Genomic DNA, 23733 nt, shown 5'->3' with positions numbered 1-23733 from the left:
GGGAATAGGGAATAGGAAATAAGGAATCAGAAAATCGTCTTAACTGGTCACCATTACCCATGACCTATTCCCGATTACCCATTACCTATTACTCCTTACCTTATGCGTAGATCTCTATTTTATTCTGCTAATTCAGGTTCTAGAATTCGCTGGCTGTCTATACTCAATAGTTGGAAAAATTTAGATTGGCTATTGCTGATTCTGGTGATTGGCTTAACCCTGTTTGGTGGGATCATGATTCGCTCAACCCAGCTCAATCTTCAATATACTGATTGGCTGCAACATTGGATTATTGGGGGGATTGGGTGTATTCTAGCCCTATTTATTTCCCGTTGGCGCTACCAGCAACTTATCCAGTGGCAATGGGTGATCTATGGTATTACTAATGTTTCCTTATTAGCGGTTATTTTTATTGGGACAACGGCTTTAGGGGCGCAACGATGGATTACGATTGGTGGGTTTAATATTCAGCCCTCAGAATTTGCTAAATTGGGGGTAATTATTACCTTAGCTTCTCTGCTCCACAGTAAGGGAGCTTCAACCCTATCGAGCCTCTTCAAAACTCTCGCTATTGTAGGCGTTCCTTGGGGTTTGGTGTTTCTGCAACCTGACTTAGGAACTTCCCTCGTGTTTGGGGCGATCGCCTTGGGAATGCTGTACTGGGCTAATACCAATCCCAGTTGGCTGATTTTACTGATCTCTCCAATGATCTCAGCGATCCTATTTAATCTTTATCTTCCAGCCTGGTTTGCTTGGGTAGGCTTACTAGCCCTCTTAGCTTGGACAAGTTTACCTTGGCCGCGTATCGGAGCTGGCGTTACAGTTGCTCTGAGTACGGCCTTTGGATTCCTGGGTGAGGTCTTTTGGGGACTGCTGAAGGATTATCAGAAAGACCGCTTAATTTTATTTCTCAACCCAGAAAAAGACCCCCTAGGCGGAGGGTATCATCTCATTCAATCTCGGATTGCTATTGGTTCAGGACAACTTCACGGCACAGGGTTAAATCAGGGAACCCAAACCCAACTGCATTTTATTCCCGAACAACACACGGATTTTATCTTTTCGGCTGTGGGTGAGGAGTTGGGATTTATTGGCGCAACGATTCTGTTATTGGTCTTTTGGTTAATTTGTCTGCGGTTAGTGATGATTGCCCAAAATGCAAAGGATAACTTTGGTTCCTTGCTGGCGATCGGGGTATTATCGATGATTGTGTTTCAGGTGATGGTGAATATTGGCATGACCATTGGCCTTGCCCCAGTTACCGGAATTCCGTTACCTTGGATGAGTTATGGGCGATCGGCTCTACTGACGAATTTTTTGGCGATCGGCTTGGTGGAAGCAGTAGCCAATCACCGACATCGGCTAAAGTTTTAATGGGTATTTTATCGATTGAGGTAAAAAAGAATGATCTTACCAGGTGTAGCAGTACGGGTAAAAAATATGGGAGATACCTATTATGGTTTTACCGGCCAAGTACAACGGGTAACCGATGGTAAAGCAGCAGTACTCTTTGAAGGGGGAAACTGGGATAAGTTGGTCACCTTCCGACTAGGAGAGTTGGAAATCGTCGATCCGACGAGTAAAAAGTAAAATAGTTATAATTGCCAATCATCTGTAGGGTGGGCAAGCATTACCGCGCGAAGTGCTGTAATGGGTAATAGGTAATGGGAAAACCATTTTTACGGTACCTTGCCCACCCTACTGGCTGTTTTTAGGTTTTCCACCTCCATAAGCGGTTCTCTGTAAAGCCATGGTTCAACTGTATCCCAATCCCAAGCAGAAATCTCTGCCAACGATGTATGATTTACCCAGCGAAGACCCGGAGGAACCTGGATTGCCGGATGAGTTTCACGATTACCAACCGGATTTATTAACTCAAACTTGTCAATCTCCCCGCTACCGTGAGGATGACTATTTTATTGCCAGCGATCTTAACCTCTACTATGACAGCGAACATACCCTATGGCACAAACGCCCGGATTGGTTTGTGGTTTTGGGAGCCAAGCGTAGCCGTACTCAACAGGAGTTACGTCTAAGCTATGTGATCTGGCAAGAACAAATCAGTCCCTTTCTGGTGGTTGAATTAGCGTCTCCAGGAACAGAAGATGAAGACTTAGGACGCACAGAGCGTAAAGAGAAAAAGCCACCAACCAAATGGGAAGTATACGAGAAAATTTTACAGGTTCCCTATTATGTGACTTACGATCTCTATCAAAATCAGTTCCGGGGATTTGTCCTCAAAGGTGAAAAATACGAACCATTGGAATTATCTCAAAAGAAAGTATGGTTAGAAGCATTAGGCTTAGGATTGGGGTTATGGCAAGGGGTGTATGAGGGAGTAGAAGGGCGGTGGTTGCGCTTCTACAATCAAACTGGGGAGTGGATACCGACACCGAGCGAACGGGCCGAGCAAGCTGAGTCGGAGTGCAATCTCCAACAACAACGCGCAGACCAAGCCGAATTGGAGTTACAGCAATTACGGGATAAGCTTCGACAACTCAGTATCGATCCTGATTCACTGTCTTAGTAATCCTAATTATTTTTAAACACCAATACGATCCCTCTGTTGTCACTCTATGCGCTTACCCTTAACTCAAACTGCCATCAACGATCGCCCTGAAAATCATATTGCTGAGGTGATCGAAACGGCAACCTCGGAATTTTTAGCCCAATGTCTGGAACCGGAAGATCTCAATTTTCCCATGATGCCAGCATTTGGTTCTTTTGTGCGATCGCTCGGTGTCACTCCTGAACGCTCCGCAGAACCAGATACAGGCTATTGGGTTTATGCAGTGGTGTATCATGCCACCACTACTCCCATTGATTCAATTCATCGTGCTAGAGCTTTGGGATTATCCCTAGAACAACTGCGAGCAGAGCAGCCGCAGATTTTTGCCATGCTTAAAACTGAGTTTCGAGCCGCGATCGTCGGATTTGAAACCCTGGAGTCAGCAATTTCTCGCTCCAGAGTTTATCAGCATTTACCCCCACGTCCTCCACAAATTCACCAAGCGGTCTATCAATGTCATCCGGATGAAGTGATTCGCTTTAGCGAGGACTTTGATTTTATTCGCATTTTACTCGAAATTCCTGGAACACCAGTTGATGCGCTGATTGCAGCTACCTTGAGAACGATTTACCAACTGCGCCATACCGAACACTCCTGGTTAGTACAAGCAGGGCGAAACTTGAGTCTACTTCTCAAAGATGATTACGATCGCCTACGCTATATTCTCAGCCAAGTTTATCTTTAGATCTCCCTATCCCCCCAGCTTGTTCTGTTGTAAGGCTTGATGAGTTCCAGTAGGACTATTTTCTTTTCGAGGTTCTAAGAGGTAGACTAAGTGAGGGGTATGACTATTCCCATAGGGTTACCTTAATTTGGGATCTGCCTTTTGAATCCGCTAATAATAAAGCGATCAATCGGTAGATTTACACCATTAACGGTCTTCGTTTCTTTCTTTTGTTTAAATTCTTGCAGACAGGAATTGATTATGGTTTTTGATTTCTTACCCAAATTACCGAAGGCGAATTTAGATGACCGAGAATATCAAGATTTGATCGAAGAATGTCTGTTGAGAATTCCACGCTATTGTCCAGAATGGACGAATCATAATCCGAGCGATCCAGGCATTACCATGATTGAAATGTTTGCCTGGTTAACCCATCAAATGCTGCTACGGTTTAACCAACTGCCTCGGCGCAATTATATTTTATTCTTAGAATTGCTCGGTATTCGCTTAGAACCGCCGAATCCAGCGACAACAGAAGTAACGTTTTATTTGGTGTCGGATTTGCCAGAGTCTTATACGATACCGGCGGGGATTGAGGTGGCAACGGAGCGTCAACCGGGACTTGACCCCATTGTATTTAGTACCGATCGCCCTCTAACAATCGGTAATCCTCAGATTAACCATTTTCTGGGAGCCGAGCAAATCGAGGAAACGCCGCAAATTTTACGCGATCGCTTTACCCATCTCTGGAATCTGACCCCCACAGGGGAGTGGTCTGGCCCCGAATTGCCCCTTTTCAACGCTCAACCCCAAGCAGGGAATTGTTTCTATCTGGTCTTCGATCCCCAAGAATCCTTGGATGGAAATGTAATCATTCTTACATTAAAAGGACAAGAAGCGACTCCTACAGGCATTGACCCCACTGACCCCCCGCGACGCTGGGAAGCCTGGAATGGTCAGTATTGGCAGCCAGTGCTACTTGAAGAATCGGATGATGAAACCCAAGGCTTTAGCTTCGCGGACATTGCCCAACGAGGAGGAAATCCCTTACAGGGAGTCGATATTACGTTACATCTACCCTTGAATTTTCCAGTAGCCCAATTTACCGCCTATCAAGGGCGATGGTTGCGCTGTGTTTATGCGACACCACGCCTGAGTCAACCAAGCTACACGCGATCGCCACAAATCATCGGTATTGGAGTCAAAGCCATTGGCGGAACCACGGAAGCTACCCAATGCGAACTGATCGAAAATGACCTCCTGGGTAACAGTAATGGAGAACCGGGGCAACGATTCCAACTGCGGCGATCGCCCATTCTCGACCGTCAAGAAGACGAATATCTGATCGTCACGCCTCCAGGGGCAACTCCTCAACGATGGCAAGAAGTGACTGACTTTTCTAATTCTAGTCCAAGCGATCTGCATTATCTGATTGATTCCCTTACCGGTACGCTCCAGTTTGGCCCCCTGATCCGGGAACCTGCCCAACTCAAGCAGGCTAAGGATATCCGCGCTATTCTGCAACAGGGACAGGATCGCCCCCCGCTCCAACCCCCCAGCATGGAACACCAATATGGAGCCATACCCCCCAGAGGGGCAACCGTGCAAATGAGCCGCTATCGCACTGGAGGGGGGTTGCGAGGCAATGTAGAAGATCGCAGTCTGAATACGCTGAAATCTGCGGTTCCCTATGTCGCCAATGTGGTCAATCTGATTCCAGCTCGCAATGGGACGGAAGCAGAAACCATTGAACAAGCAGCCATGCGCGTGCCTCAAATGTTGCGAACGCGCGATCGCGCGGTGACTCCAGAAGACTTTGAATCTTTGACGATTTTAGGAGGAGATGGGGCGATCGCCCGCACCACTTGTTTACCCACTAACCCCAAAAAACCAGGAACCGTGCAACTCTTGGTGGTTCCCGACTGCAACCGACAGGCGATCGCACAAGGAGTTGGCATCCCTCCCGAACAGTTTCGCCTCAGCCCTCCCTTGCATCGCAAACTCATGGCCTACCTAGATGAACGGCGCTTATTGGGCGTGCAGGTAGAACTTTTAGAACCCGAATATGTGGGACTTTCCGTGCAAACCGAGGTCTCCCTAGACCCCAGCTATCGCACCCCAGAAGCGCAAACAGAACTCCTGCACACTCTTAATGTAACCCTCTATCGCTTCTTTAATCCCCTAACCGGTGGTCCAGGAGGTAACGGTTGGCCCCTCGGTCAACCCGCCTATATGTCCGATGCGATCGCCTTATTGCAACAAGTCCCAGGCATTCGCCGTTTAGGAGCGGTGCAACTGTTTGAATTGCGCCTATCTATTGCTGGCCAATGGATTAGAAGTCAACCGGTTCACCTCGTTGATCCGGGCCCCACAGGCCTGATTTGCTCCTGGGCCGATCCGAATCTGCGATCGAATCACATGATTAATATCATCGAATGATGGGGAAAATACATAGTAAGGGAGGGTAGAGGACGTTCGACAACTCTATGCCCTACCCGCTACTATAGCACTGCACGCTATTGAGCTGGAAAGACTCCTGGACGGACAGTTAAAGGTAAAGACTGATCTCCACGACGGATTAACACGTTCAAAGAACTACCCACTTGGGTATTTTGTACCGCTTGTTGAATATCTGTGGCTTCCCTCATCGGTTTGCCATCGATTTCGGTAATCACATCTCCAGCGCGGATACCGGCTTGAGCGGCTGGCGATTGGGGCATGACTTGGACAATTAAAACTCCCTGCTCTGCGGAGATCTTAAAGCCACTATTCGGATTTTGATTAATTTCTTTTTGCAGATCTGGCGTTAGGGTGACCATTTGAATGCCGAGGTAGGGATGGTCTACTTGACCTTTGGTGACCAGTTGATCGGCAATGTTTTGGGCTGTATTGATGGGAATGGAAAAGCCTAAACCTTGGGCCCCTTGAATAATGGCGGTATTGATACCGATAACTTCCCCATTTTGGTTGAGTAGGGGACCACCAGAATTACCGGGGTTAATGGCTGCATCGGTTTGAATAAAGCTCACTCGTTTATCAGGAATCCCCACTTGGGCGCTAGAGCGACCGGTGGCGCTGATAATGCCTACGGTAACTGTATTGTCTAAACCGAGGGGGTTGCCAATGGCGATCGCCCATTCACCGGGCTGTAAGGTATCCGAATCCCCCAATTTTACCGTGGGCAGATTTTCTCCCTCAATTTTGACAACTGCTACATCAGTGACTGGATCTGTGCCTAAAACTTTTCCTTCTAAGGTGCGCCCATCTTTGAGCGTCACATCCACTGTATCTGTGCCCTCAATCACATGGGCATTGGTTAAAATCATACCTTCTTGATTAATAATAAATCCTGAACCTGACCCCCGAACTTCTCGTTCTTGGGGCATGGGGGTAGTACCACCAAAGAAGCGCCGGAAAAAGGGATCGTTGAAGACATCCGGGACTTGTTGCGTGACAATCCGGGACGCATCAATGCGAACAACTGCAGGGCCAACATTTTGTACAACCTGACTGACAAAACTATCATTACTGGTAGGCACTAATGGAGTCGTTGTGGTTGAAGGAAGGGCTGAGAGAGTCGTAGAGGTTTGTTGAGTTGAAGTGGATAAATTTGGCGATCGCGATAAAACCTGAGTCCCAACTAAAGTGAGCGTACTGCCAAAGAGCATTAGGGTAATGTATATGAGAGGTTGTTTCCAGGGGGCTGGAGTTGCAGGTTTATCGGATGGATAGGGATTGGTCATGGGGCACACTCTGGCGATATCAGGTTAAGTCAATGCTGACCGTTTAGCTTCATATTATTAGATTAACGATTTTGTCGGTTGATTGGCTGTTTCGGTTAACCGCACTGTAGCGCTACACGCTGGTAATGGGGGGACAGGGAGACGCTCCGGATGCGTAGATTATAGTCATTTCGAATCGCAATGAGACTCCGGTTGTAGGAGCGAAAAATTTTTCGCCCCTACACATACCTGCGTTGTAGATTGATTGTGGTGTATTAACCTATAGGGGCCAAAATTCGTCATCGGATGAATTCTGATCGCCGCTTCCGCCATTCAACGCAGCAATTTGACGTTGATAATCATTCTGATCGAGTCCATTACCCATGGTGGCAAATTCTGGATCGATCGCCTGTTCTAAAGCTTTAACCCGATCTCTCCCATGGGGATGGGTGCTGAGAAAAGTGGGTCTAGAGGGCGATCTGGCTAATTTTTTCATGAAGTCTACCATGCCAATTTGGGCATAGCCTGCCGCTGTGATCATATTCAGTCCTAGTTGATCGGCTTCATATTCGGCTTCCCTAGAATGGGGTAAACGCATGGCAATTTCTACTCCTAAGCCCACGATCTGGCTTTGATCGACTCCCGCAGCAGTGGCTAACCCATTGGTTAGAGCGACGCGACGCATTTGGTTAATGGCATGACGTTCGGTGATATGGGCAATTTCATGGCCGATGACGCTCGCTAATTCGGCTTCGTTTTCAGCTTCTTTCATCAGTCCGGTGTGGATATAAACAAAGCCGCCCAGGGTAGCAAAGGCATTAACGGAATCATCATCAACAATTTGGAATGTATACTGATAATTCGATGTGGGTGGACGGTAACTTTCTTTCGCCAGCCGTTGCCCAATACGATCAATGTAATCCGTTAATTCAGGATCGTCATAGATTCGGACTTCTTGGCTAATGAGTTGCTGGTTAATTTGTTTGCCTAAGGCTATTTCCTGGCGATCGCCTAAACTGGCCAGTTGCACATATTGAATCACATCTGGAAGAATATCCCAAATCGAAAACCCTTGGCTCACTTGGGGACTCCCCACCCAAATTCCCAGGGCAACCCACAGGGAAATCACGGGATAAATCCATCGCCGAAGCTTCAATTTTTTTATAAGACTTAACATAGCCATCATTCACCGTCATGCAGATGTCCTTAGACGCACCCATCTCTTCAAAGGTTGCTTGAAGCTCTAGAGTTCGATCCTGAGGAAAGTTTTCTATCTACACTTTAATGTAATGTACAGTCTAGTTTTAGGGAATCAGGACTCTCAAGGGTCGTCTTACATCAAGACGAAATAGGGGTAATTCATGGCCCCTATTATCGTGAATTGATTGTTCTGGTATTGCATAAAAGGGTGTCTAATTGAGGTTGAGCCACAGAAGGTTAGTTGAGAATGGCTAGATCAATCGTCCTCTTCTAAAGCCTCTTCTACTGGAGACACCATATTTACGGCTAAGAACAGGAGTCCCAAACTAGCTACTCCTAAGAGCAATACAAAAATTAAACTTTTAACCCATTGAACTAACCTGCGATCGACAGACGCTATTTTTTGTAACGAATTCGGCTCAACTTGTAGTTCTGGCATCTCCGCAGAAACGGCAGGGGGAGCGGTGGAATAAGATAATTCTCTCATGGCAGTTTTACTCAAGATTAGGGGAATAAAAATAAGCAATGATTCGTTTTATTCCTGACCAACTGATGTGGTTATCTTTTTTATCCTATGATATCACCTTCAGGAATCGTTTTCCATCTGGTTTTGTACTAATTGATGACTGATATGGATTAGGATGAGTTGAAAGTCTTACTGGGTAACTGGAATAGACAATATAGCGCTTCGCACTCTAGCAATAGTCTGTATCGCTTAAGGTGTAAGGCTTCAAGCTGAACTCCATAAGAAGAGAGAAACGCTATAGAAGGCAAATAGAGCAGCAAGTCAAGAGTTTCAGTCTCTAATTTACATCAGACATAATTGGATAACAATTGGCTTTAAATTAAGTTAGAATTACAGGAAAAAACAACTTATATCTATAGTAACAAGTTTATTGACAGATGGGGATCAATTTTAAGAATTCTCAAAATAACGATCAATATCGGTTAAGTATCCAAGCTTATTGCCGTCCATTTAAACAGCCCTTGCATACCCATCATGGAGTGTGGCGCGATCGCCAAGGGATTTGGATTCAGTTGTGCCCGATCGACGAAGAAGAATCGAACGATCGCGGTTGGGGAGAGATTGCCCCCTTACCTGGGTTTGGTTCAGAAAGTGTTACAGAAGCTTTACAATTTTGTCAGTCGTTTGGTGGTCAAATTACCGATGAACAGATTCGTTCTATTCCCGATCGTTTCCCTGCATGTCAATTTGGTTTTGAGTCAGCCTTAATCGATCTACACAATTGGGAAGCGCCGCCTAATTTAACTCAGGTTTGTGGCTTATTACCGACAGGAAAAGCCGCCCTCGATCTCCAATTACCGATTTGGAATCAAGGCTATCAAACATTAAAATGGAAAATAGCTGTAGCAGAGATTTCCCAAGAATTGAACGATTTTCAAGACCTCTTATCGATGCTTCCAGATGGGATAAAACTGCGCTTGGATGCCAATGGGGGACTAACGGAAACTCAGGCCCATCAATGGTTGCAAGCATGTGCAGATCGGCCGGTGGAATTTTTGGAACAACCTCTAGGGATATCTGAGTTTGAGGCTATGTTAGCCCTCTCTCAGGAGTATCCAACCCCTTTAGCTTTAGATGAATCGATCGCCACCTGGCAACAGTTCCTAAACTGTTATCACGCAGGATGGCCAGGAGTTATGGTTGTTAAACCCGCAATTTTAGGCTTTCCCTCCCGGTTGATCGAGTTTTGCCAAGCCGATCGAGTGGATATGGTTCTCTCTTCTGTCTTTGAAACAGTGATCGCCCGTAAAATGCTCCTCAGATTAGCAGCTACTCTTAACCTACAGCGTGCCCTTGGATTGGGAACTGATTGCTGGTTCGAGGACTGAGGGGATGGGGGGATGGGGCGATAGGGAGACAAGGGGACGCGGGGAGATTGCCTATTGCCTATTGCCTCTTCCCTTCCCTCAAATTCTCACCAAACGTGGAGACTCTGAGCGCAACCGTTGCAAAATCTGCTTTAACACCATCGCTGTCCAATCTATATCCGCTTCAGTGGTTTGTTTACCCAACGTGAAGCGGATGCCGCCGATCGCCTCCCGATCGGAATATCCCATCGCTTTTAAAATTGGACTTGGAGAAAGTTTCCCACTATGACAAGCCGAACCCGCACTAATCCCAATTCCCGCTAAATTCAGTTGCCGTACTAAGGTTTTGCCTGTAATTTCCTGAGTATCTTGCCAACATAAGCTTACGTGATGGGGTAGGCGATGACAGCGATCGCCCGTAGGGACTAAGCCCTCAATATCCACCAATTGCTCAAACAGACGATCGCGCAACCGCCTTAACCGCAGCATTTCCTCTGGTAACTCTTCACTGGCTAATTCCGCAGCTACCCCAAAACCAGCGATCGCCACTGTAGCCTCTGTTCCCGAACGTAATCCCCGCTCCTGTCCACCTCCACCGATTAAGGGATACAACTGAATTCCCGGTCGCACATACAACGCTCCTGTTCCTTGAGGGCCATAAATCTTATGACTCGACAACGACAACAAATCCACCGGCAAACTGGCCACATCTAAGGGTAATCGTCCTGCCACCTGTACCGCATCTGTGTGAAAAACAATGCCATGGGCTTGTGCAATTTTTCCCAACTCCTCAATCGGTTGTAAGGTTCCCACCTCACTTTGACCATAGATAACTGAAATTAACACCGTATCCTTACTAATAGCCGCTTCTAAATCCGCTGGATTAACCCTACCCTGGCGATTCACCGGTAAACGAGTCACCCTCCATCCCCGTTGCTCTAAAAATTGGGCCGGTTGGGCAACAGCCGAATGCTCTACACTAGAAATAATTAAATGTTGCGGTTGAGTATATTGTCCAGCAATCCCCATCAGGGCTAAATTATCAGACTCTGTGCCACCAGACGTAAAAATAATCGACTCGCTAGAACTGGCTCCAATTAAACTAGCCACCTGCATTCTGGCTAATTCTAATACCGTCGCTGCCCGTTGTCCCCAATTATGTAAACTGGACGGATTGCCCCATTGATGGAGCAAAATCTCCTGCATGGCAGCGATCGCCTCTGGGCGTGTTGGGGTGGTAGCACTATAATCCAGATAAATTTGCATAAGTGGGTTCAGTAGCGTCGGTATCTCCTCTCTTCAGCTTAGTATGGTTTGACCGCTGTGTGTCAATTGGCATCTTCGGCTAGAGATTGGATAGACTAAGCAAGGTGATTGCCATACGGGACTTTGATTACCTGAGTCCGAAAATTTAGGCGACAGGGAGCAGGATCGCCAATTCATCTACCTATGCTTAACAATGATGGAAATTTTGGCTAAACAACAACACAAACAGGGAATTCGGTGGTTGATGGGATCGGGGGCGATCGCCGCAATTTCTGTTTTCAGTCTTCTGGCTTATACCTCAATGCTTCAACGTACCCCTTCACCCGTGAAAGTCACGACGACAGCCATTGAATCTGGTTCACTAGAGCAGACAATTAACGAGAGTGGAATCGTCGAATTGGGCGATGAACAAACGATCAAAGCCCCTGATGATAGTACAGTCGAGCAAGTGTTAGTCACTGTGGGTGAATTGGTACAGGCTGGAGAGGAAATCATTCGGTTACGCAATCCAGAACGAGAAACTCGTCTGCAAGCACAACTGACTCAAATCGAAGAAACGATGGTTCAGTTGGCACACGATCAACAGAAGGTGCAAGCAGCCGAACAGACGTTAGAAACGGCCCAAAGACAACTTCAGATTCACACGTTGGAATTGGAAGAAAAACAGTTAAGGTTAGAGCGTCACCAACAGCAGGTGCAGGAAAAACAAGCCGATTTAGCCGATAGTCAAGAAGAGTTAGAAAATTTACTGGAATTAGAGGAGAAGGGATTTATTTCTGGAGATCAATTGCGAAGCCAACGCCGAAAGGTCAGAGATGCTGAAATTGCTGTGCGCGAGGCCCAATTAACAGTAGAAACAGAAACCCTCATCTTAGAACGGCAGAAATTAGAACAATCTAATCAACAGCAGACGGCGATCGCAAGTTCCACTTCTGAACTGCAAAATGCCCAACTTGCTGTCAACAGAATCCAACTGCAACTGCAACGACAAGAGTTAGAGTTACGCAAAATTCAACAAGAACTGCAAGATACCCTGATTACTACTCCCATTAATGGCATAGTTTTACGGGTGAATGTCAATAATGGTGAGGGAGTGACACGGGGACATGAGCTATTAACCCTTGGAGACCCCACCCAAGAATATGTACGGCTGAGTTTATCTACCCTGAATGCGGCCAAAGTACGCTTGAATCAACCTGCTCGGATTACGATTATTGGCCCGGATTCTCCAGTTTATGACGGTCAAGTCGTGGCGTTATCTCCCCAAGCGATCTCTGTCTCCGACTCTCAAGGCTCGCCAGGTGGACTGGCTACTGTCTCAGCCGTCGTTCAACTCAATCAATCCACAGGAACTTTGATTCCGGGAAGCCAGGTGAATGTGGAAATTATCCTCGATCAACGCCAAGATGTAGTGGTGGTTGGTTTAGAGGCGCTACAAAGGTCAGGCAAAATGACATTTGTTTGGGTCAAAGATGAGCAGGGTTTCGCCCAAAAACGAGAAGTGACCCTAGGTTTAGAAGGCTTAGACACCGTGGAAGTGCTATCCGGCTTAACACCAGGGGATGACGTGATTCTACCCACTCCCGATCTGAATTTGGAACCTGGAACTCCTTTGGAGACGCAATCGAGTTAGGATGGGTGACTTAAGATTCTCCAGGGGAGGTATGTTGGATGACTCGATAGAGAAGCCAAAGGGTGACGATTACACCAACGAGTTCAGCGGCGATCGTATTCATCATCGCTTGTAGGGCAATCATATTCATAGGCACAATGATAGAGCCGGGATTAACAACCGCAGCTCCTGGCATGGGCGTATAAATAGTTGAGGCTCCAGGAGGCAAGGATAACATCCGGAATAATAAGGTTCCGACTCGCCAGAGAGCCACAATCATCGCGCAGGTCATGCCACACAGATTGGCTAGAATCCCAATCCATAGACTACGACGGATTTGAGCCTTAGAGGGGCGCAATTCTGGATTTTTGAGTTGATCGGACAATTGAGTGTAATGAAAACACCAATAAATCGTAAAAATTAAGGTTAATAAACATCCATAGGCTAGAATTGTACCTAGCCAAGCATTACCCGCTTGTGCAGAGTTCGGTCTATTGTCAAATAACAAGACAAACAGCAAAATAACAATGGGTATGATTCCTAAACCCAGTTGTACCCAAAAACCAATCCATCCCAATCGATAAAATTCGCTGGCAATTTGGTGGACATTAGGTTTAGAAGGAGGTAGCGGATCAAACATAAATTTAGGAAAGCAGAGACTATGATCGATCGTGTACAAGGAACAGGAAACTAAGGAGAATTAGATCTTTACTTCTTTAACTTCTAGAGAATTCGTTTATCTTAAAAACTATGTCAGGATGCATCTAGGGACATCATAACTGCAATGAGGCCGTCCACAGTGAGCGTAAATACTCCTCCTTATCTTGTCCTTAAAACCCCTTCATCAATTCGCCATCTTTCATTAGCGGGCAATCAGTGTTGGACAATTGGACGCACTCAAGACAATACCGTCGTGTTGTCTGATCCATGGATCTCGCGTAATCATGCCATGATCCAACATACAGACACGGGAACGGTCTATTTAATTGATCTTGGAAGTCGCAATGGGACGTTTGTCAATGGTCGTCGGGTGAATGTGCCAGTTACCCTACAAGATGGGGATCATTTGATGTTTGGCCAGACTGAGGCCCACTTTCACGATCCCTTGGCGGTTCCAGACCCAACCTTAGATTTGGAAGATGTAGAAGAGAATTCTCATGTGACGGCGGCTTTACATGTGCGTCGGTTGATTTCGGTGATGGTGGTTGATATTCGCAATTTTACCGGTTTGACTCAGCAGATGGATGATGTCACTTTATCAACGATGATGGGCAATTGGTTTCGTAATGTTGGCAAGATTCTCCGCAAGTATGATAGCTGGGTGGATAAGTATATTGGGGATGCAGTGATGGCGGTTTGGTTCCATGGTACGGAGGGAGTCAACCAAATGGAGGTGATGAAAATGCTCTATGCTCTCAATCAACTGCATCAGATGACCCAGAAGTTTGCCAAAGAGTATCCTTTACCATCACCCATGCGTATTGGAGCTGGAGTGAATACAGGATATGCCATGGTGGGCAATACGGGAAGTGGCGATCGCCCTGATTATACCGCTTTAGGAGATACAGTTAATGCGGCGTTTCGACTCGAATCTTGTACGAAGCAAATTCAGAAAGATATTGCCCTAGGTAAAACAACTTATCAATATCTGTTTAGTGTGGGAACGAATCCAACTCTATTTGAAAAACATATGGTGCAACTGAAAGGGTATGAACATCCTGCTGTTACCTATGGCTGCTCGTTTTCTCAATTGCAGGCATTTTTGCTTAAATCCCCTAAATTTCACTGATGCATGGCATCAATGGGCCAAATCAGTCCCATAATAGGTAATGATGGCTGTGTCATGGTTTAGTAATAACTGATTAACAAAGGAGGAATGATGCCCATGAAACGATTGCTGTGCCTATTCTCTGCTTTCGTGATTTTGCTTGCCACTCTGATGAGCGTTAATACAGCACCTGCTACGGCTGGGGCTTGGACAGTTTCGAGTGTACAGCCTATCTTGGCCGAGGCTAATGTGCGCAATAAGGCCGATGATAAATTGGCGGAAATAGGCGATCTCATTGATTTGAATAACTCTAGTGTCCGATCTTTTCTAGATCTCAAAGGATTTTATCCAGTCTTAGCAACCAAAATTGTGAACAATGGCCCTTATGGGAATGTGGAAGAGATTCTGAACATTCCTGGATTGAGCGATCGCCAAAAAGCTAGACTTGAAGCCAATTTGGATAAGTTCACCGTTACTGAACCCACAGAAGCGTTTGTCTATGGACAAAATAATGTGAATAACGGTAACTATGACTAAGCACAATTGCTGAAACTAAGGGGTTGGGATCATTGTATAGATGACTCCTCAACCTATCCTATCCTCTGATTCAGGGTCAGGATCAATTTTTAAAGTTTTTTCTCCCCCAGTCTCTTTGTCCATAGATTCACAAGAGGCTGGGATTTTTCTCTCTTTTGCCCTGGTTACACAATTGAGAACGTGCTATACTGAAAACAATTGATAAGTTATTGAACTCAATAAAGATCAAAAACGCGTACAATTGTGAAATATCTGTTACCTACGCTACTGAATTCCGGAAACCACCTGAACTATACTAGGATGCTGACGATTCTAAGTCCTACTCGGTCAAATTCCGTTGCGACGAACCCGGTTAGGTGTCCTCAGTTCCCTGGCCAAGCAAGAATACTAGGGTCGGAATATCCTTACTTTCCTAGCTAGAAGGTTCTGGTTACTGGTATCTATCAATTAATCAGCGAAATTGCTCCTTGTAGAGTATGAGCGTTAGCGCCCTCCAGTGTCTCCTGTACTTTCAGGAGAACCATTGTCAGGAGGTTCGTACCCTTTGAGCAGTTGAATCGCATCTTGATGGGGGGGATCAACCCGATCAACAGAGGAATTGGCCCAACTTGGTTGTGAACAACTGGCGATCGCTAATGCTCCCGCTAGGAGGAGAGCTGTGTATTTGTCAAGGCTTAACGGTGTCCTCATACCCATAACCCTAGTTAATGCGAGACCTACTTTCCATTATACTGGCAATTTCACTGGCAGTTTTACCGAATTTAACAAATATTGTCAATTGGTCAATCCTGAAGATTCCGTAGATATACGGTTTCACCTTCAGAAGGCTTACGATAGCTCTAAGTGCCACACCTCAAAATCAAGTCTGAGGATTTACGTAACCTTATTCTTTTATTCTAACCAGTTCACTCAAACCCGGAAATCCTAAAGCTCTAATTGTAAAGATTTGATACAACTTTAGGGATTGCTCTGATGGGAAGACGCAAGAAAATACTGATTTTTACCCTGGATCTTGGCTTGGTACATCGCTTGATCGGCAGATTTGATCAACACCTCAAGACTCTTGCCATCTTGAGGATATACACTAATACCCAAACTTAAAGTGATTTTGAGATCCGCTCCTTTGAGAGTTAGGGGTTGAGTCACGGCCAAAATAATCTTTTCCGCAACCCGAATAGCTACAGATCGACTGGGAATTTGGGGTAGTAAGACTGTAAACTCATCTCCTCCGAGTCGAGCGACTGTATCACTTCCACGCAAACAACTTTTCAGGCGTTTAGCCACTTCCTTAATCACCAAATCCCCCATATCATGGCCAAAGGTATCATTAATATTCTTAAAGCCATCTAAATCGAGGAAGAAGGTCGCTAGCATTTTTTCATTGGCCTGAGCATAAACGAGCGCTTCTTGCAGTCTCTCTTCAAACAACTTACGATTGGCTAAACCGGTCAGTACGTCATGATTAGCAATATGGCGCATCTGGTCTTCTGAGAGCTTCAATTCATCATTGTGGCGTTTGAGATCTTCGGCTAATCGCTCTAATTCCGCTTCCCGTTCTTTTTGTTGAGTAATATCGCGGATCACACCCACTAAGAATAAATTCCCCCCTGCATCCCGATGAAGCGATCGCTTGGTTTCAATCACTCGGTGAATTCCCCCGGCATCGGTAAATTCTTCTTCTTGTTGGGTGCTTTCCTGAGTTACAAACAGGCTCTCATCTTGTTTCCAGAATTGTTCTGCTTCTTCAGGAGCAAACAAATCATAATCCGATTTATCCATTAACACTTGCAAGGGATAGCCCACTAATTGTGCATAGGCTTGGTTTAAGACAATCCAACGATGGTTTTGATCTTTGACAAAAATGGGATCGGGAATCGTATTAATAATTCCCTGGAGAAATTCTGTAGAGCGCTTAAGTTCTCCTTCCTGATGGGCAAAATGAATCAAAATCATCAAGGATGAGCTAACAAAGCCGAACAGAGGCGGAATGAGGGGAAACCACCAGCGAGCCAGAAACAGAACATAGCTGATCAGACAGAGGATTCCTAGGGTGACTCCTGAACTGAATGTTAATTGTGAGGGTCTTCTCAATTTCCAGGCGAGAATAGAGCCTAATCCTGACCAAGCAAAAATCCACAGGCCTTCAATAGGATCGGGTAAGGTTCGGATTGTAGTCTGTTCTCCAGTCGCCAAATCTAAAATAAAGCTAATTAAATTGGCTTGAGCTTCAACACCAGGAACCGGATCGGGGTTGCTGTAGGGAATGGGAACAAAATCTTTGAGGCTAATCGCAGTTAAACCAATTAAAACCAGGCGATCGCGAAATAACTGTGGATCAACTTCTCCATTTAAAACCTCAGAAATAGAAACAGTTGTAAAAGTATCACGTGGACCACGAAAATCTGCTAAAAAAGGGTATCCACTCGCGTCTGCATTGACATAGGCTCCATCATAAGATTTCAAAGGATAGAAGACAGCTTCGCCTAATTGTAAGTATTTGGGGTTGACTGATGCAGCCGTTTCTTCTATACCAAGTTTATCTAAGTATTTTAAGGCAAGTTGAAGGGCAAAACTTTTGTGAACCGTTTCTGTATGCACATAGAGTAATCCTCGACGCACCTTACCATCAATATCTAAGAGAACATTATTAAATCCCACTTGGGTTGTGGGGTTCAACACTGGAGGAGCAGGAATATTGGGTGCTTTTTTATCAGCTACCCGTTCAATACCAACCAGGTTAGGCAACTGTTGCATCACCTGTGTAAGGTCTTCATGGCCGGGATTGACCGGTAAATCCCGATATAAATCTAATCCAATGGCTTGAGGCTGGCTTTGAGTAATCGTTTCTAGGAGAGTAGCCAAAGTAGAATCGGGGACTGGCCATCCTAGGTTTTGTAGGTCTGGTTCATCAATGCCAATAATAATGATTCGGTCATCTTTTGGTAAGGCAGGACGCAGACGAATGAAGGCATCAAAGGCCAGTAATTCGATCATCTGGAATAGACCGAAAAAGCGTAGAGTCAGGAGAGCGAGAGTGATGCCAGAAGCGGTAAAAATGACTCGATGTTGATTGAAAAAGTGCCGGATGAGCCGATTCCAAAAAGCGGGGATGAAAATTGGATATGACACGGATCGGGTTTTAGGTTAAGGAGAAGGGTAGTGACCACAAAAGCAGGATGGCATATCCGGTTATTCATTGATTAAAGATATAGATGCACAGAACTAGAGAGGTAAAGTTGTACTCCAAACTTTTCCCGAGAAGGGGGTTGGGATCGTCTGTTTTAAGGGACTAGCATTTACATTTTCAATCAATGAGTTGCGCTCTGAGGTTGAATGCCAGGGTTGCTCAAGGTGAGCGATCGCTCCTAGACCGAGAGTTAAGGCGATCGCATGAAAAAAAACCCATCCCTTAAACTGTAAACGCATGATTATCGACCCTTTAGAGACTACCAAAATCCTTTATATGCGCTTTTGCTCTTGGAGTGTGTGATAGTTTCCAGACTCGGTGAGTGATTCCAATCACCGTTGTAGGAAATCACGGGGGCCCTGATAATCAGATAAATCAGCTAATTCGTTGAGTGATAGCACTCCAGCATAAATCTGACCGTTAATTTCCCAACTGGGAAAAGCTTGAATGCCAGCAGCTTGACATTGTTCCACTTGCGGATTTATGCCGTCAGCAGCACATTCAACATAATTGAGTTTATCCACTGCTTCTTTGCCAAACATTTGTTTTTGGTCATGGCAGTGGGGACACCAATACGCACCATATTTTTTGGCTCCAATCTCATTGAGATGGTCAATCAAGGCTAATTCAGCCGGTCCAGAGGTGGTCGTAATTTGGGGTGGCGCTCCTGCGGCAGCTTGGGGATTATTGACACTCCCATAAACTCCTAGGGTAGCGACCAGGGTGACCATGGCTACGGTTAACCCAGTAAACGCTAATTGTCCGATATCGTCCCAAGCATGGCCCATGAGGGTAACCACAAACAGGGAGAGAGATAAGAGAGCCGAAAGCACACAATAAGGACAAAAGGCTCCAATGGTGAAGGCCATGATGTACATTAAATAGACACTCCCCACGACCATCACCGTGCTGGCGATGAACATCAGGAAACGAGTCCACTGCTCTAGGGTGGTTCGTAGTTCGTTATTTTGATCGGGATTGATCAACAAGGGAGCGATCGCCAGCATCAGCATGGCTGCATAGCCAAAAAAGCCGAACAGGGTGAGAGGCAAACCAAAAACCGTTGCATAGGGACTGCCCAAGACTTCTTTACAGCCTGTGTTCGGACAAACCACTTCTGCGCTACCCATGAACTCAGCCACGGTTAAAAACGCTGTTTCAATCGCCCCAACGGTCGCTATCGAAGCGGTAATGGGTCGAGACCAACGATGAATCCAGGGACTAGAACGCCTACGCCTCATAACTTAAATTCAGTAATAACGATGTAGATATTTCGATTGCAGCTTGACATCTTCCCCGGTCTGAATACATGGGGATTCCTAAATCTCACGATTTAAGTTTTCTGCTTCTTAGCAACTGCCTCCACTCGTTAGTGAGTTTTACGGTCTTACGTTCACTCCACAGACTATCCCCGCGAGCCACGCGGTTCTTATTGGTTGAAATCTCAAGTGGGAAATTCCAATTTTAAGTTTGATTCTAGGGTTAAAACTCTTAAAGTTTATACTTTTTATTGCCCTGTCCTCTTTTCCCGGTCTACCGCAGCTCTCTGCGCCACGAGTTGAACTCGATTTCGTCACGTTAAGGCTTTCTGTTTCGTCTGCGTCGCGGGTGGGTCATTGACCCCTGCCATTCTAACAGCCCCCGTCCTAGAATGACAAAAGCTAACAGGCAAGTTAAAACTTGCTATTGGCCCTTCATCCCGTCGATGAATTCACAGGGTTTTCGGCATATCCCTTATAAAAATCCTAGGCTTGCCACCTGACTTCAGTTCAGGTGCAGCCGATTTTCCACAGTTAAAAATCCTGTGAACCTTGATATCCAGACAATTGGGCCAACTCCTCTAAGGATAAATTGCCTTCATATTTTTGACCGTCAACGATCCAAGTTGGATAAGCGGTAATGTTTGCCTGTTGACAGATTTGTGCTTGGGGAGCTGTTCGCCCTTCTGGAGAACATTCGATATAAACCGGCTCACTTTCAGCTAGCAGGATGCGATCGACAGCTTCTTGTCCAAACCGTTCTTTTTGCCTATGGCAATGGGGACACCAATAAGCGCCATACATTTTAGCGCCAATGCGCTGGAGATGCTCGGCTAGAGCTAAACTCGCTGGGGTTGAAGCTGTTTCTATTGGCTGGTTTTCAGCTTTTGAGGATTGAGCTTGAGCAGCTCTGCCGATGGTGAAAGGATTAAAATCTCCTAGAAATAATAATCCACCCGTGCATAGGCCGAGCCACAAGAGGGAAAGAGTTAATCCTTTGGGAATCCATTTTCGGGAAGAGTTCACAGGTGTTCCTCCATAGATAGGGGTTTGAGAAGTGTGGATGTGGACTAGGATTCAATGCTGGAAGTTTCCACCGATTCACTTAATCTAGGTTAGTTTGGGGTTAAACTCTGTTGGGCAACTTCCACAAATTGATTGACTCGGTTGGGATCAATGGGGTGTTCAATATGCCCATGGCGTTTGAGGGAACTGGAGACAATCACGCCATCAGCATGGGGGAATAGATGACCAATATTCTGCCAATCTGCTCCACTGCCGATAAATACGGGGGTTTCTTGGGCGAGTTGGCTGGCCAATTTCAGGTCTGTAATATCAGGGGGACTGCCGGTTGCTGGCCCAGATAGAATAATGGCATCAGCCAGTCCTCGTTCAATCGTGTCTGTAAGAGTGGACGCGAGGGTTTGCTCTCCTAGGGTGTGGGCATGTTTGACCAAGACATCTGCCAAGATTTTCACGTCTGCTCCGAGTTCGCGCCGATAGCGTAGGAGTTCGTGCGCTTTACCTTCAATTAATCCTTGATCGGTAGCCATTACGCCGGTGAGGACGTTAACACGAATAAATGCCGATTCGGTGCAGGAGGCGATCGCCAAGGCACTATGAGCATCATTGCGCAGGACATTGACTCCAATGGGCAAGGTCACGAGGTTTTTTAGGCGATCGATAATTAGGCTCATGGCGCTCACCACAGACGGATCGACCCGATCTTTTGTGAAGGGGGCATCAAAAAAGTTTTCTACCATGATGCCATGGACTCCGCCTGATGCTAGGGCAGTGGCTTCTCGTTCGGCTCTAGCAATGACGGTTTGTAGGCTCCCTCCCCACCGCGATGATGTTGGTAGGGGTAAAAGATGAACCACGCCAATAATGGGGTTTGAGGTTTGAAAAATCTTAGTTAAGTCCACCCGTTTTCTCTTTCCGGACTCATCAACAACAACTCCACTTGGATATCTGAAATCGTTTTTCTGTAAGGGTTATAAATTTTATGGGTTGGGGATTGCTCTTTCATACATTTATTGTTTCTTACAGGAACGGATGCAAGCAGGAGCCAAGGTGGGCTCTCCAGTCAGGTTGACTTTTGGAGTTGCTTTTTGTGTGTGCTGGTAAGACAACACCGTATGATAATACCATAGGCTATGCTGTGCGATTCAATCACGCAAGGGGATAGCAAAATGCTCAGTTATCTGAGGGGAACCGTTGCCCAAGTTGACCGACGATCGGCAAATCGTGTGACTCTGATGTTGGAGGTGAATGGTTTGGGTTATGAGATTCAAGTGACTCGTCAATTAGGCGATGGGATCTCTGAGCGTCAAGATGAGGTTCAAGTATTTACCCATTTGATGATTCGCGAGGAGCAACCCTTGTTGTATGGCTTTGCGTCCTCAGCAGAGCGGGATCTATTTCGCCAGTTGGTGGGAGTCAGTGGTATTGGGGCGCAATTGGCGATCGCTCTTTTGGATACGCTGGGGTTGTCCGATTTGGTGCAGGCGATCGTTACGGGTAATATTAAACAACTGGTACGCACTCCTGGGGTGGGCAGTAAAACAGCCGAACGTATTGCGCTAGAGTTAAGAAACAAGTTATCCCAATGGCGAGATACATCTGGAGTCGCTCTACCGGTCTCTAGTATCATTCCTTCAGCTTTGCAAGAAGATGTGGAAATGACTCTTCTCGCTTTAGGATATAACCAGGAAGAAATCGCCCAAGCGTTAGGTGCATTGAGTCAGAAACCCAATCTGATGAAAACTCAAGAGGCAGAAGATTGGATCAGGGAAGCCATTAGTTGGTTGAGTTAAGTCTTATTTTTCAAGAGGTGATTCCATGAACTCATCAGTTAAGTTGCCTAATTTTTTAATTATTGGTGTTCAGAAAGCAGGAACAACTTCGGTGTATAACTATCTGAAAGAGCACCCTCAAGTTTACATGAGTCCTCGGAAAGAAACCAACTTTCTTTCCAAAGATCCGAATAAAGACCCTAAAGATAGACCACCTCTTCCTTACCAGAAGCAACGAATTGATACGTTTGAGAAATATTGTGAGTTATTCCAAGGAGTAACTGATGAAATCGCCATTGGTGAAGCGTCTCCTAACTATATGGTTAACTATAAAATTACAACACAACAGATTAAGCGTTATGTACCTGATGCTAAATTAATTGCTATTTTAAGAAATCCAGCCGATCGCGCCTATTCTGATTATTTGATGCATATTCGCGATGCGATTGGTAACCCGAGGGGATTATCTGAACAGATTGTCAAAAAAGGCAAGCAATCATCTACTCTAAAAAAAGGTTTTTATGGAGAACATCTAAGCTATTTCTTTGATAATTTTGATGCACATCAGACTCGGGTTTTATTGTATGATGATTTACGCAAAGACTCCCAGGAATTCATGAGAAGTATTTATCAATTCATTGGAGTGGATGAAACGTATAAACCCGATACCTCTAAACGAGCACAGGTAGCTAAATTGCCCAAAAATCAAACCTTTAACAAAATCCTCAATACTCCTAACCCTTTGCGAAAAACAACAGCCAAGGTGTTAAATAATCTATTGCCAACAAGCGTGGTTCAAGGCTTTCGCCAAGGGCTAATGAACTTAAATCAATCCCAGGAAAAGGTTCCTCCTCTGTCAGAGGAAAAACGCCAAGAACTCATTGAATTTTATCGTGAAGATATCCTCAAGCTGCAAGAGTTAATTAACCGTGACCTTTCCCATTGGCTTGGGTAACGGGTTGATTTGACTGGAAGCTTGGATCACACTGAAATTTTGTGTTATAGTATAAAATTGCTGAATTTTGATGGATTATACCAACAAAACACCTTATGAGTCTCACACCAACCAAAAAACATCAAATAATGGCTGAGTACCAGGTTCACGAAACCGATACCGGTTCAGCGGATCTGCAAGTAGCTGTTTTGACTGAGCGGATTAACCGTTTAAGTGCCCACTTAAAATCGAATAAGAAAGACTACGCTTCTCAGCGAGGTCTGATGAAAATGATTGGTCAGCGCAAGCGTTTGTTAGGTTACATTAACAAACAAGACCAAGACCGTTACAAAGCGTTAATTAGTCGTTTGAGTATCCGAGGCTAGA

23 protein-coding genes are annotated in these 23733 nt (G+C 45.6%); 12 read left to right on the top strand and 11 right to left on the bottom strand.

Going from position 1 to position 23733, the window contains the following annotated elements:
• Positions 1-102 precede the first annotated feature (102 nt).
• The 5 genes from rodA (at position 103) to J7529_RS03520 (ending at position 5672) form a co-directional block, all read left to right on the top strand.
• Entirely contained in the window at positions 103-1374 is a 1272-nt protein-coding gene (gene rodA / locus J7529_RS03540; RefSeq protein ID WP_318727855.1) for a rod shape-determining protein RodA, read from the top strand.
• 30 nt (positions 1375-1404) lie between these two features.
• Positions 1405-1590, top strand: a complete 186-nt coding sequence (locus J7529_RS03535) for an NAD(P)H dehydrogenase subunit NdhS (RefSeq protein WP_271945426.1) — start codon at positions 1405-1407, stop codon at positions 1588-1590.
• Between the two features lie 160 nt (positions 1591-1750).
• Positions 1751-2527, top strand: coding sequence for a Uma2 family endonuclease (locus J7529_RS03530; protein ID WP_318727854.1), 777 nt, complete (start codon positions 1751-1753; stop codon positions 2525-2527).
• 49 nt (positions 2528-2576) lie between these two features.
• Positions 2577-3254, top strand: coding sequence for an HAS-barrel domain-containing protein (locus J7529_RS03525; protein ID WP_318727853.1), 678 nt, complete (start codon positions 2577-2579; stop codon positions 3252-3254).
• Positions 3255-3494: 240 nt separating this feature from the next.
• Positions 3495-5672 carry a putative baseplate assembly protein gene (locus tag J7529_RS03520; protein ID WP_318727852.1) on the top strand — a complete coding sequence of 726 codons (2178 nt, stop codon included), beginning with the start codon at positions 3495-3497 and terminating at the stop codon, positions 5670-5672.
• A gap of 77 nt (positions 5673-5749) precedes the next feature.
• On the opposite strand, the gene J7529_RS03515 is transcribed toward J7529_RS03520, so the two are convergent.
• The 3 genes from J7529_RS03515 to J7529_RS03505 all read right to left on the bottom strand — a co-directional run bounded on the left by J7529_RS03515 (position 5750) and on the right by J7529_RS03505 (position 8642).
• A complete protein-coding gene (locus J7529_RS03515; protein ID WP_318727851.1) occupies positions 5750-6976 on the bottom strand; it encodes an HhoA/HhoB/HtrA family serine endopeptidase in 1227 nt (408 codons plus the stop codon).
• A 259-nt stretch (positions 6977-7235) separates the two neighbouring features.
• Positions 7236-8111, bottom strand: a complete 876-nt coding sequence (locus J7529_RS03510; protein ID WP_318727850.1) for a M48 family metallopeptidase — start codon at positions 8109-8111, stop codon at positions 7236-7238.
• Positions 8112-8411: 300 nt separating this feature from the next.
• The gene (locus J7529_RS03505; RefSeq protein ID WP_318727849.1) at positions 8412-8642 is read right to left on the bottom strand and encodes a hypothetical protein; all 231 of its coding nucleotides are present in this window, start codon (positions 8640-8642) and stop codon (positions 8412-8414) included.
• 416 nt (positions 8643-9058) lie between these two features.
• Between J7529_RS03505 and J7529_RS03500 the strand changes: the two genes are divergently transcribed.
• Complete coding sequence (locus tag J7529_RS03500; RefSeq protein WP_318727848.1) at positions 9059-10009, top strand: o-succinylbenzoate synthase; 951 nt, start codon at positions 9059-9061, stop codon at positions 10007-10009.
• Between the two features lie 78 nt (positions 10010-10087).
• On the opposite strand, the gene J7529_RS03495 is transcribed toward J7529_RS03500, so the two are convergent.
• Positions 10088-11254 (bottom strand): cysteine desulfurase family protein, encoded by a 1167-nt coding sequence (locus J7529_RS03495; protein ID WP_318727847.1) that lies wholly within the window; start codon positions 11252-11254, stop codon positions 10088-10090.
• A gap of 193 nt (positions 11255-11447) precedes the next feature.
• Between J7529_RS03495 and J7529_RS03490 the strand changes: the two genes are divergently transcribed.
• The gene (locus J7529_RS03490; RefSeq protein WP_318727846.1) at positions 11448-12887 is read left to right on the top strand and encodes an efflux RND transporter periplasmic adaptor subunit; all 1440 of its coding nucleotides are present in this window, start codon (positions 11448-11450) and stop codon (positions 12885-12887) included.
• Between the two features lie 10 nt (positions 12888-12897).
• Here J7529_RS03490 and J7529_RS03485 read toward each other — a convergent pair whose 3' ends face one another.
• Positions 12898-13506, bottom strand: a complete 609-nt coding sequence (locus tag J7529_RS03485) for a DUF3611 family protein (protein ID WP_271945411.1) — start codon at positions 13504-13506, stop codon at positions 12898-12900.
• A gap of 144 nt (positions 13507-13650) precedes the next feature.
• Here J7529_RS03485 and J7529_RS03480 point away from each other — a divergent pair, with 144 nt between their 5' ends.
• Positions 13651-14655, top strand: coding sequence for an adenylate/guanylate cyclase domain-containing protein (locus tag J7529_RS03480; protein WP_318727845.1), 1005 nt, complete (start codon positions 13651-13653; stop codon positions 14653-14655).
• A 96-nt stretch (positions 14656-14751) separates the two neighbouring features.
• A complete protein-coding gene (gene psbU / locus J7529_RS03475; RefSeq protein ID WP_271945407.1) occupies positions 14752-15171 on the top strand; it encodes a photosystem II complex extrinsic protein PsbU in 420 nt (139 codons plus the stop codon).
• Positions 15172-15654: 483 nt separating this feature from the next.
• Here the strand turns inward: psbU and J7529_RS03470 are convergent, their stop codons facing one another.
• From J7529_RS03470 to btpA, 6 genes are all read right to left on the bottom strand, one after another.
• Positions 15655-15861 (bottom strand): hypothetical protein, encoded by a 207-nt coding sequence (locus J7529_RS03470; RefSeq protein ID WP_271945405.1) that lies wholly within the window; start codon positions 15859-15861, stop codon positions 15655-15657.
• 267 nt (positions 15862-16128) lie between these two features.
• Positions 16129-18300: a CHASE2 domain-containing protein gene (locus J7529_RS03465; protein WP_318727844.1), complete on the bottom strand. Its 2172-nt coding sequence runs from the start codon at positions 18298-18300 to the stop codon at positions 16129-16131.
• Positions 18301-18393: 93 nt separating this feature from the next.
• A complete protein-coding gene (locus tag J7529_RS03460) occupies positions 18394-18597 on the bottom strand; it encodes a hypothetical protein (RefSeq protein WP_318727843.1) in 204 nt (67 codons plus the stop codon).
• Positions 18598-18690: 93 nt separating this feature from the next.
• Positions 18691-19599, bottom strand: coding sequence for a vitamin K epoxide reductase family protein (locus tag J7529_RS03455; RefSeq protein ID WP_318727842.1), 909 nt, complete (start codon positions 19597-19599; stop codon positions 18691-18693).
• A 552-nt stretch (positions 19600-20151) separates the two neighbouring features.
• Positions 20152-20643, bottom strand: a complete 492-nt coding sequence (locus tag J7529_RS03450; RefSeq protein WP_318727841.1) for a hypothetical protein — start codon at positions 20641-20643, stop codon at positions 20152-20154.
• Between the two features lie 89 nt (positions 20644-20732).
• On the bottom strand, positions 20733-21542 hold the full coding sequence (gene btpA, locus J7529_RS03445) for a photosystem I biogenesis protein BtpA (RefSeq protein ID WP_318727840.1): 810 nt from the start codon (positions 21540-21542) through the stop codon (positions 20733-20735).
• Between the two features lie 267 nt (positions 21543-21809).
• On the opposite strand from btpA, the gene ruvA reads away from it, so the two are divergent.
• From ruvA to rpsO, 3 genes are all read left to right on the top strand, one after another.
• Complete coding sequence (ruvA, locus tag J7529_RS03440) at positions 21810-22433, top strand: Holliday junction branch migration protein RuvA (RefSeq protein ID WP_318727839.1); 624 nt, start codon at positions 21810-21812, stop codon at positions 22431-22433.
• A gap of 25 nt (positions 22434-22458) precedes the next feature.
• Positions 22459-23367: a sulfotransferase gene (locus J7529_RS03435; RefSeq protein WP_318727838.1), complete on the top strand. Its 909-nt coding sequence runs from the start codon at positions 22459-22461 to the stop codon at positions 23365-23367.
• A gap of 95 nt (positions 23368-23462) precedes the next feature.
• Positions 23463-23732, top strand: a complete 270-nt coding sequence (gene rpsO, locus J7529_RS03430; RefSeq protein ID WP_318727837.1) for a 30S ribosomal protein S15 — start codon at positions 23463-23465, stop codon at positions 23730-23732.
• Position 23733 lies beyond the last annotated feature (1 nt).

Source organism: Roseofilum sp. Guam (assembly GCF_017746735.1).
Lineage (GTDB): Bacteria > Cyanobacteriota > Cyanobacteriia > Cyanobacteriales > Desertifilaceae > Roseofilum > Roseofilum reptotaenium.
Note: the sequence above shows the minus strand (reverse complement) of the source record. Positions and strands in the feature narration are given on the sequence as shown.

Bases quoted from the DNA above. Each gene is read 5' to 3' on its own strand.
- rodA (WP_318727855.1), top strand. From the start codon at position 103: ATGCGTAGATCTCTATTTTATTCTGCTAATTCAGGTTCTAGAATTCGC.
- J7529_RS03535 (WP_271945426.1), top strand. From the start codon at position 1,405: ATGATCTTACCAGGTGTAGCAGTACGGGTAAAAAATATGGGAGATACC.
- J7529_RS03530 (WP_318727854.1), top strand. From the start codon at position 1,751: ATGGTTCAACTGTATCCCAATCCCAAGCAGAAATCTCTGCCAACGATG.
- J7529_RS03525 (WP_318727853.1), top strand. From the start codon at position 2,577: ATGCGCTTACCCTTAACTCAAACTGCCATCAACGATCGCCCTGAAAAT.
- J7529_RS03520 (WP_318727852.1), top strand. From the start codon at position 3,495: ATGGTTTTTGATTTCTTACCCAAATTACCGAAGGCGAATTTAGATGAC.
- J7529_RS03515 (WP_318727851.1), bottom strand. From the start codon at position 6,976: ATGACCAATCCCTATCCATCCGATAAACCTGCAACTCCAGCCCCCTGG.
- J7529_RS03505 (WP_318727849.1), bottom strand. From the start codon at position 8,642: ATGAGAGAATTATCTTATTCCACCGCTCCCCCTGCCGTTTCTGCGGAG.
- J7529_RS03500 (WP_318727848.1), top strand. From the start codon at position 9,059: ATGGGGATCAATTTTAAGAATTCTCAAAATAACGATCAATATCGGTTA.
- J7529_RS03495 (WP_318727847.1), bottom strand. From the start codon at position 11,254: ATGCAAATTTATCTGGATTATAGTGCTACCACCCCAACACGCCCAGAG.
- J7529_RS03490 (WP_318727846.1), top strand. From the start codon at position 11,448: ATGATGGAAATTTTGGCTAAACAACAACACAAACAGGGAATTCGGTGG.
- J7529_RS03485 (WP_271945411.1), bottom strand. From the start codon at position 13,506: ATGTTTGATCCGCTACCTCCTTCTAAACCTAATGTCCACCAAATTGCC.
- J7529_RS03480 (WP_318727845.1), top strand. From the start codon at position 13,651: ATGAGGCCGTCCACAGTGAGCGTAAATACTCCTCCTTATCTTGTCCTT.
- psbU (WP_271945407.1), top strand. From the start codon at position 14,752: ATGAAACGATTGCTGTGCCTATTCTCTGCTTTCGTGATTTTGCTTGCC.
- J7529_RS03470 (WP_271945405.1), bottom strand. From the start codon at position 15,861: ATGAGGACACCGTTAAGCCTTGACAAATACACAGCTCTCCTCCTAGCG.
- J7529_RS03460 (WP_318727843.1), bottom strand. From the start codon at position 18,597: ATGCGTTTACAGTTTAAGGGATGGGTTTTTTTTCATGCGATCGCCTTA.
- J7529_RS03455 (WP_318727842.1), bottom strand. From the start codon at position 19,599: ATGAGGCGTAGGCGTTCTAGTCCCTGGATTCATCGTTGGTCTCGACCC.
- ruvA (WP_318727839.1), top strand. From the start codon at position 21,810: ATGCTCAGTTATCTGAGGGGAACCGTTGCCCAAGTTGACCGACGATCG.
- J7529_RS03435 (WP_318727838.1), top strand. From the start codon at position 22,459: ATGAACTCATCAGTTAAGTTGCCTAATTTTTTAATTATTGGTGTTCAG.
- rpsO (WP_318727837.1), top strand. From the start codon at position 23,463: ATGAGTCTCACACCAACCAAAAAACATCAAATAATGGCTGAGTACCAG.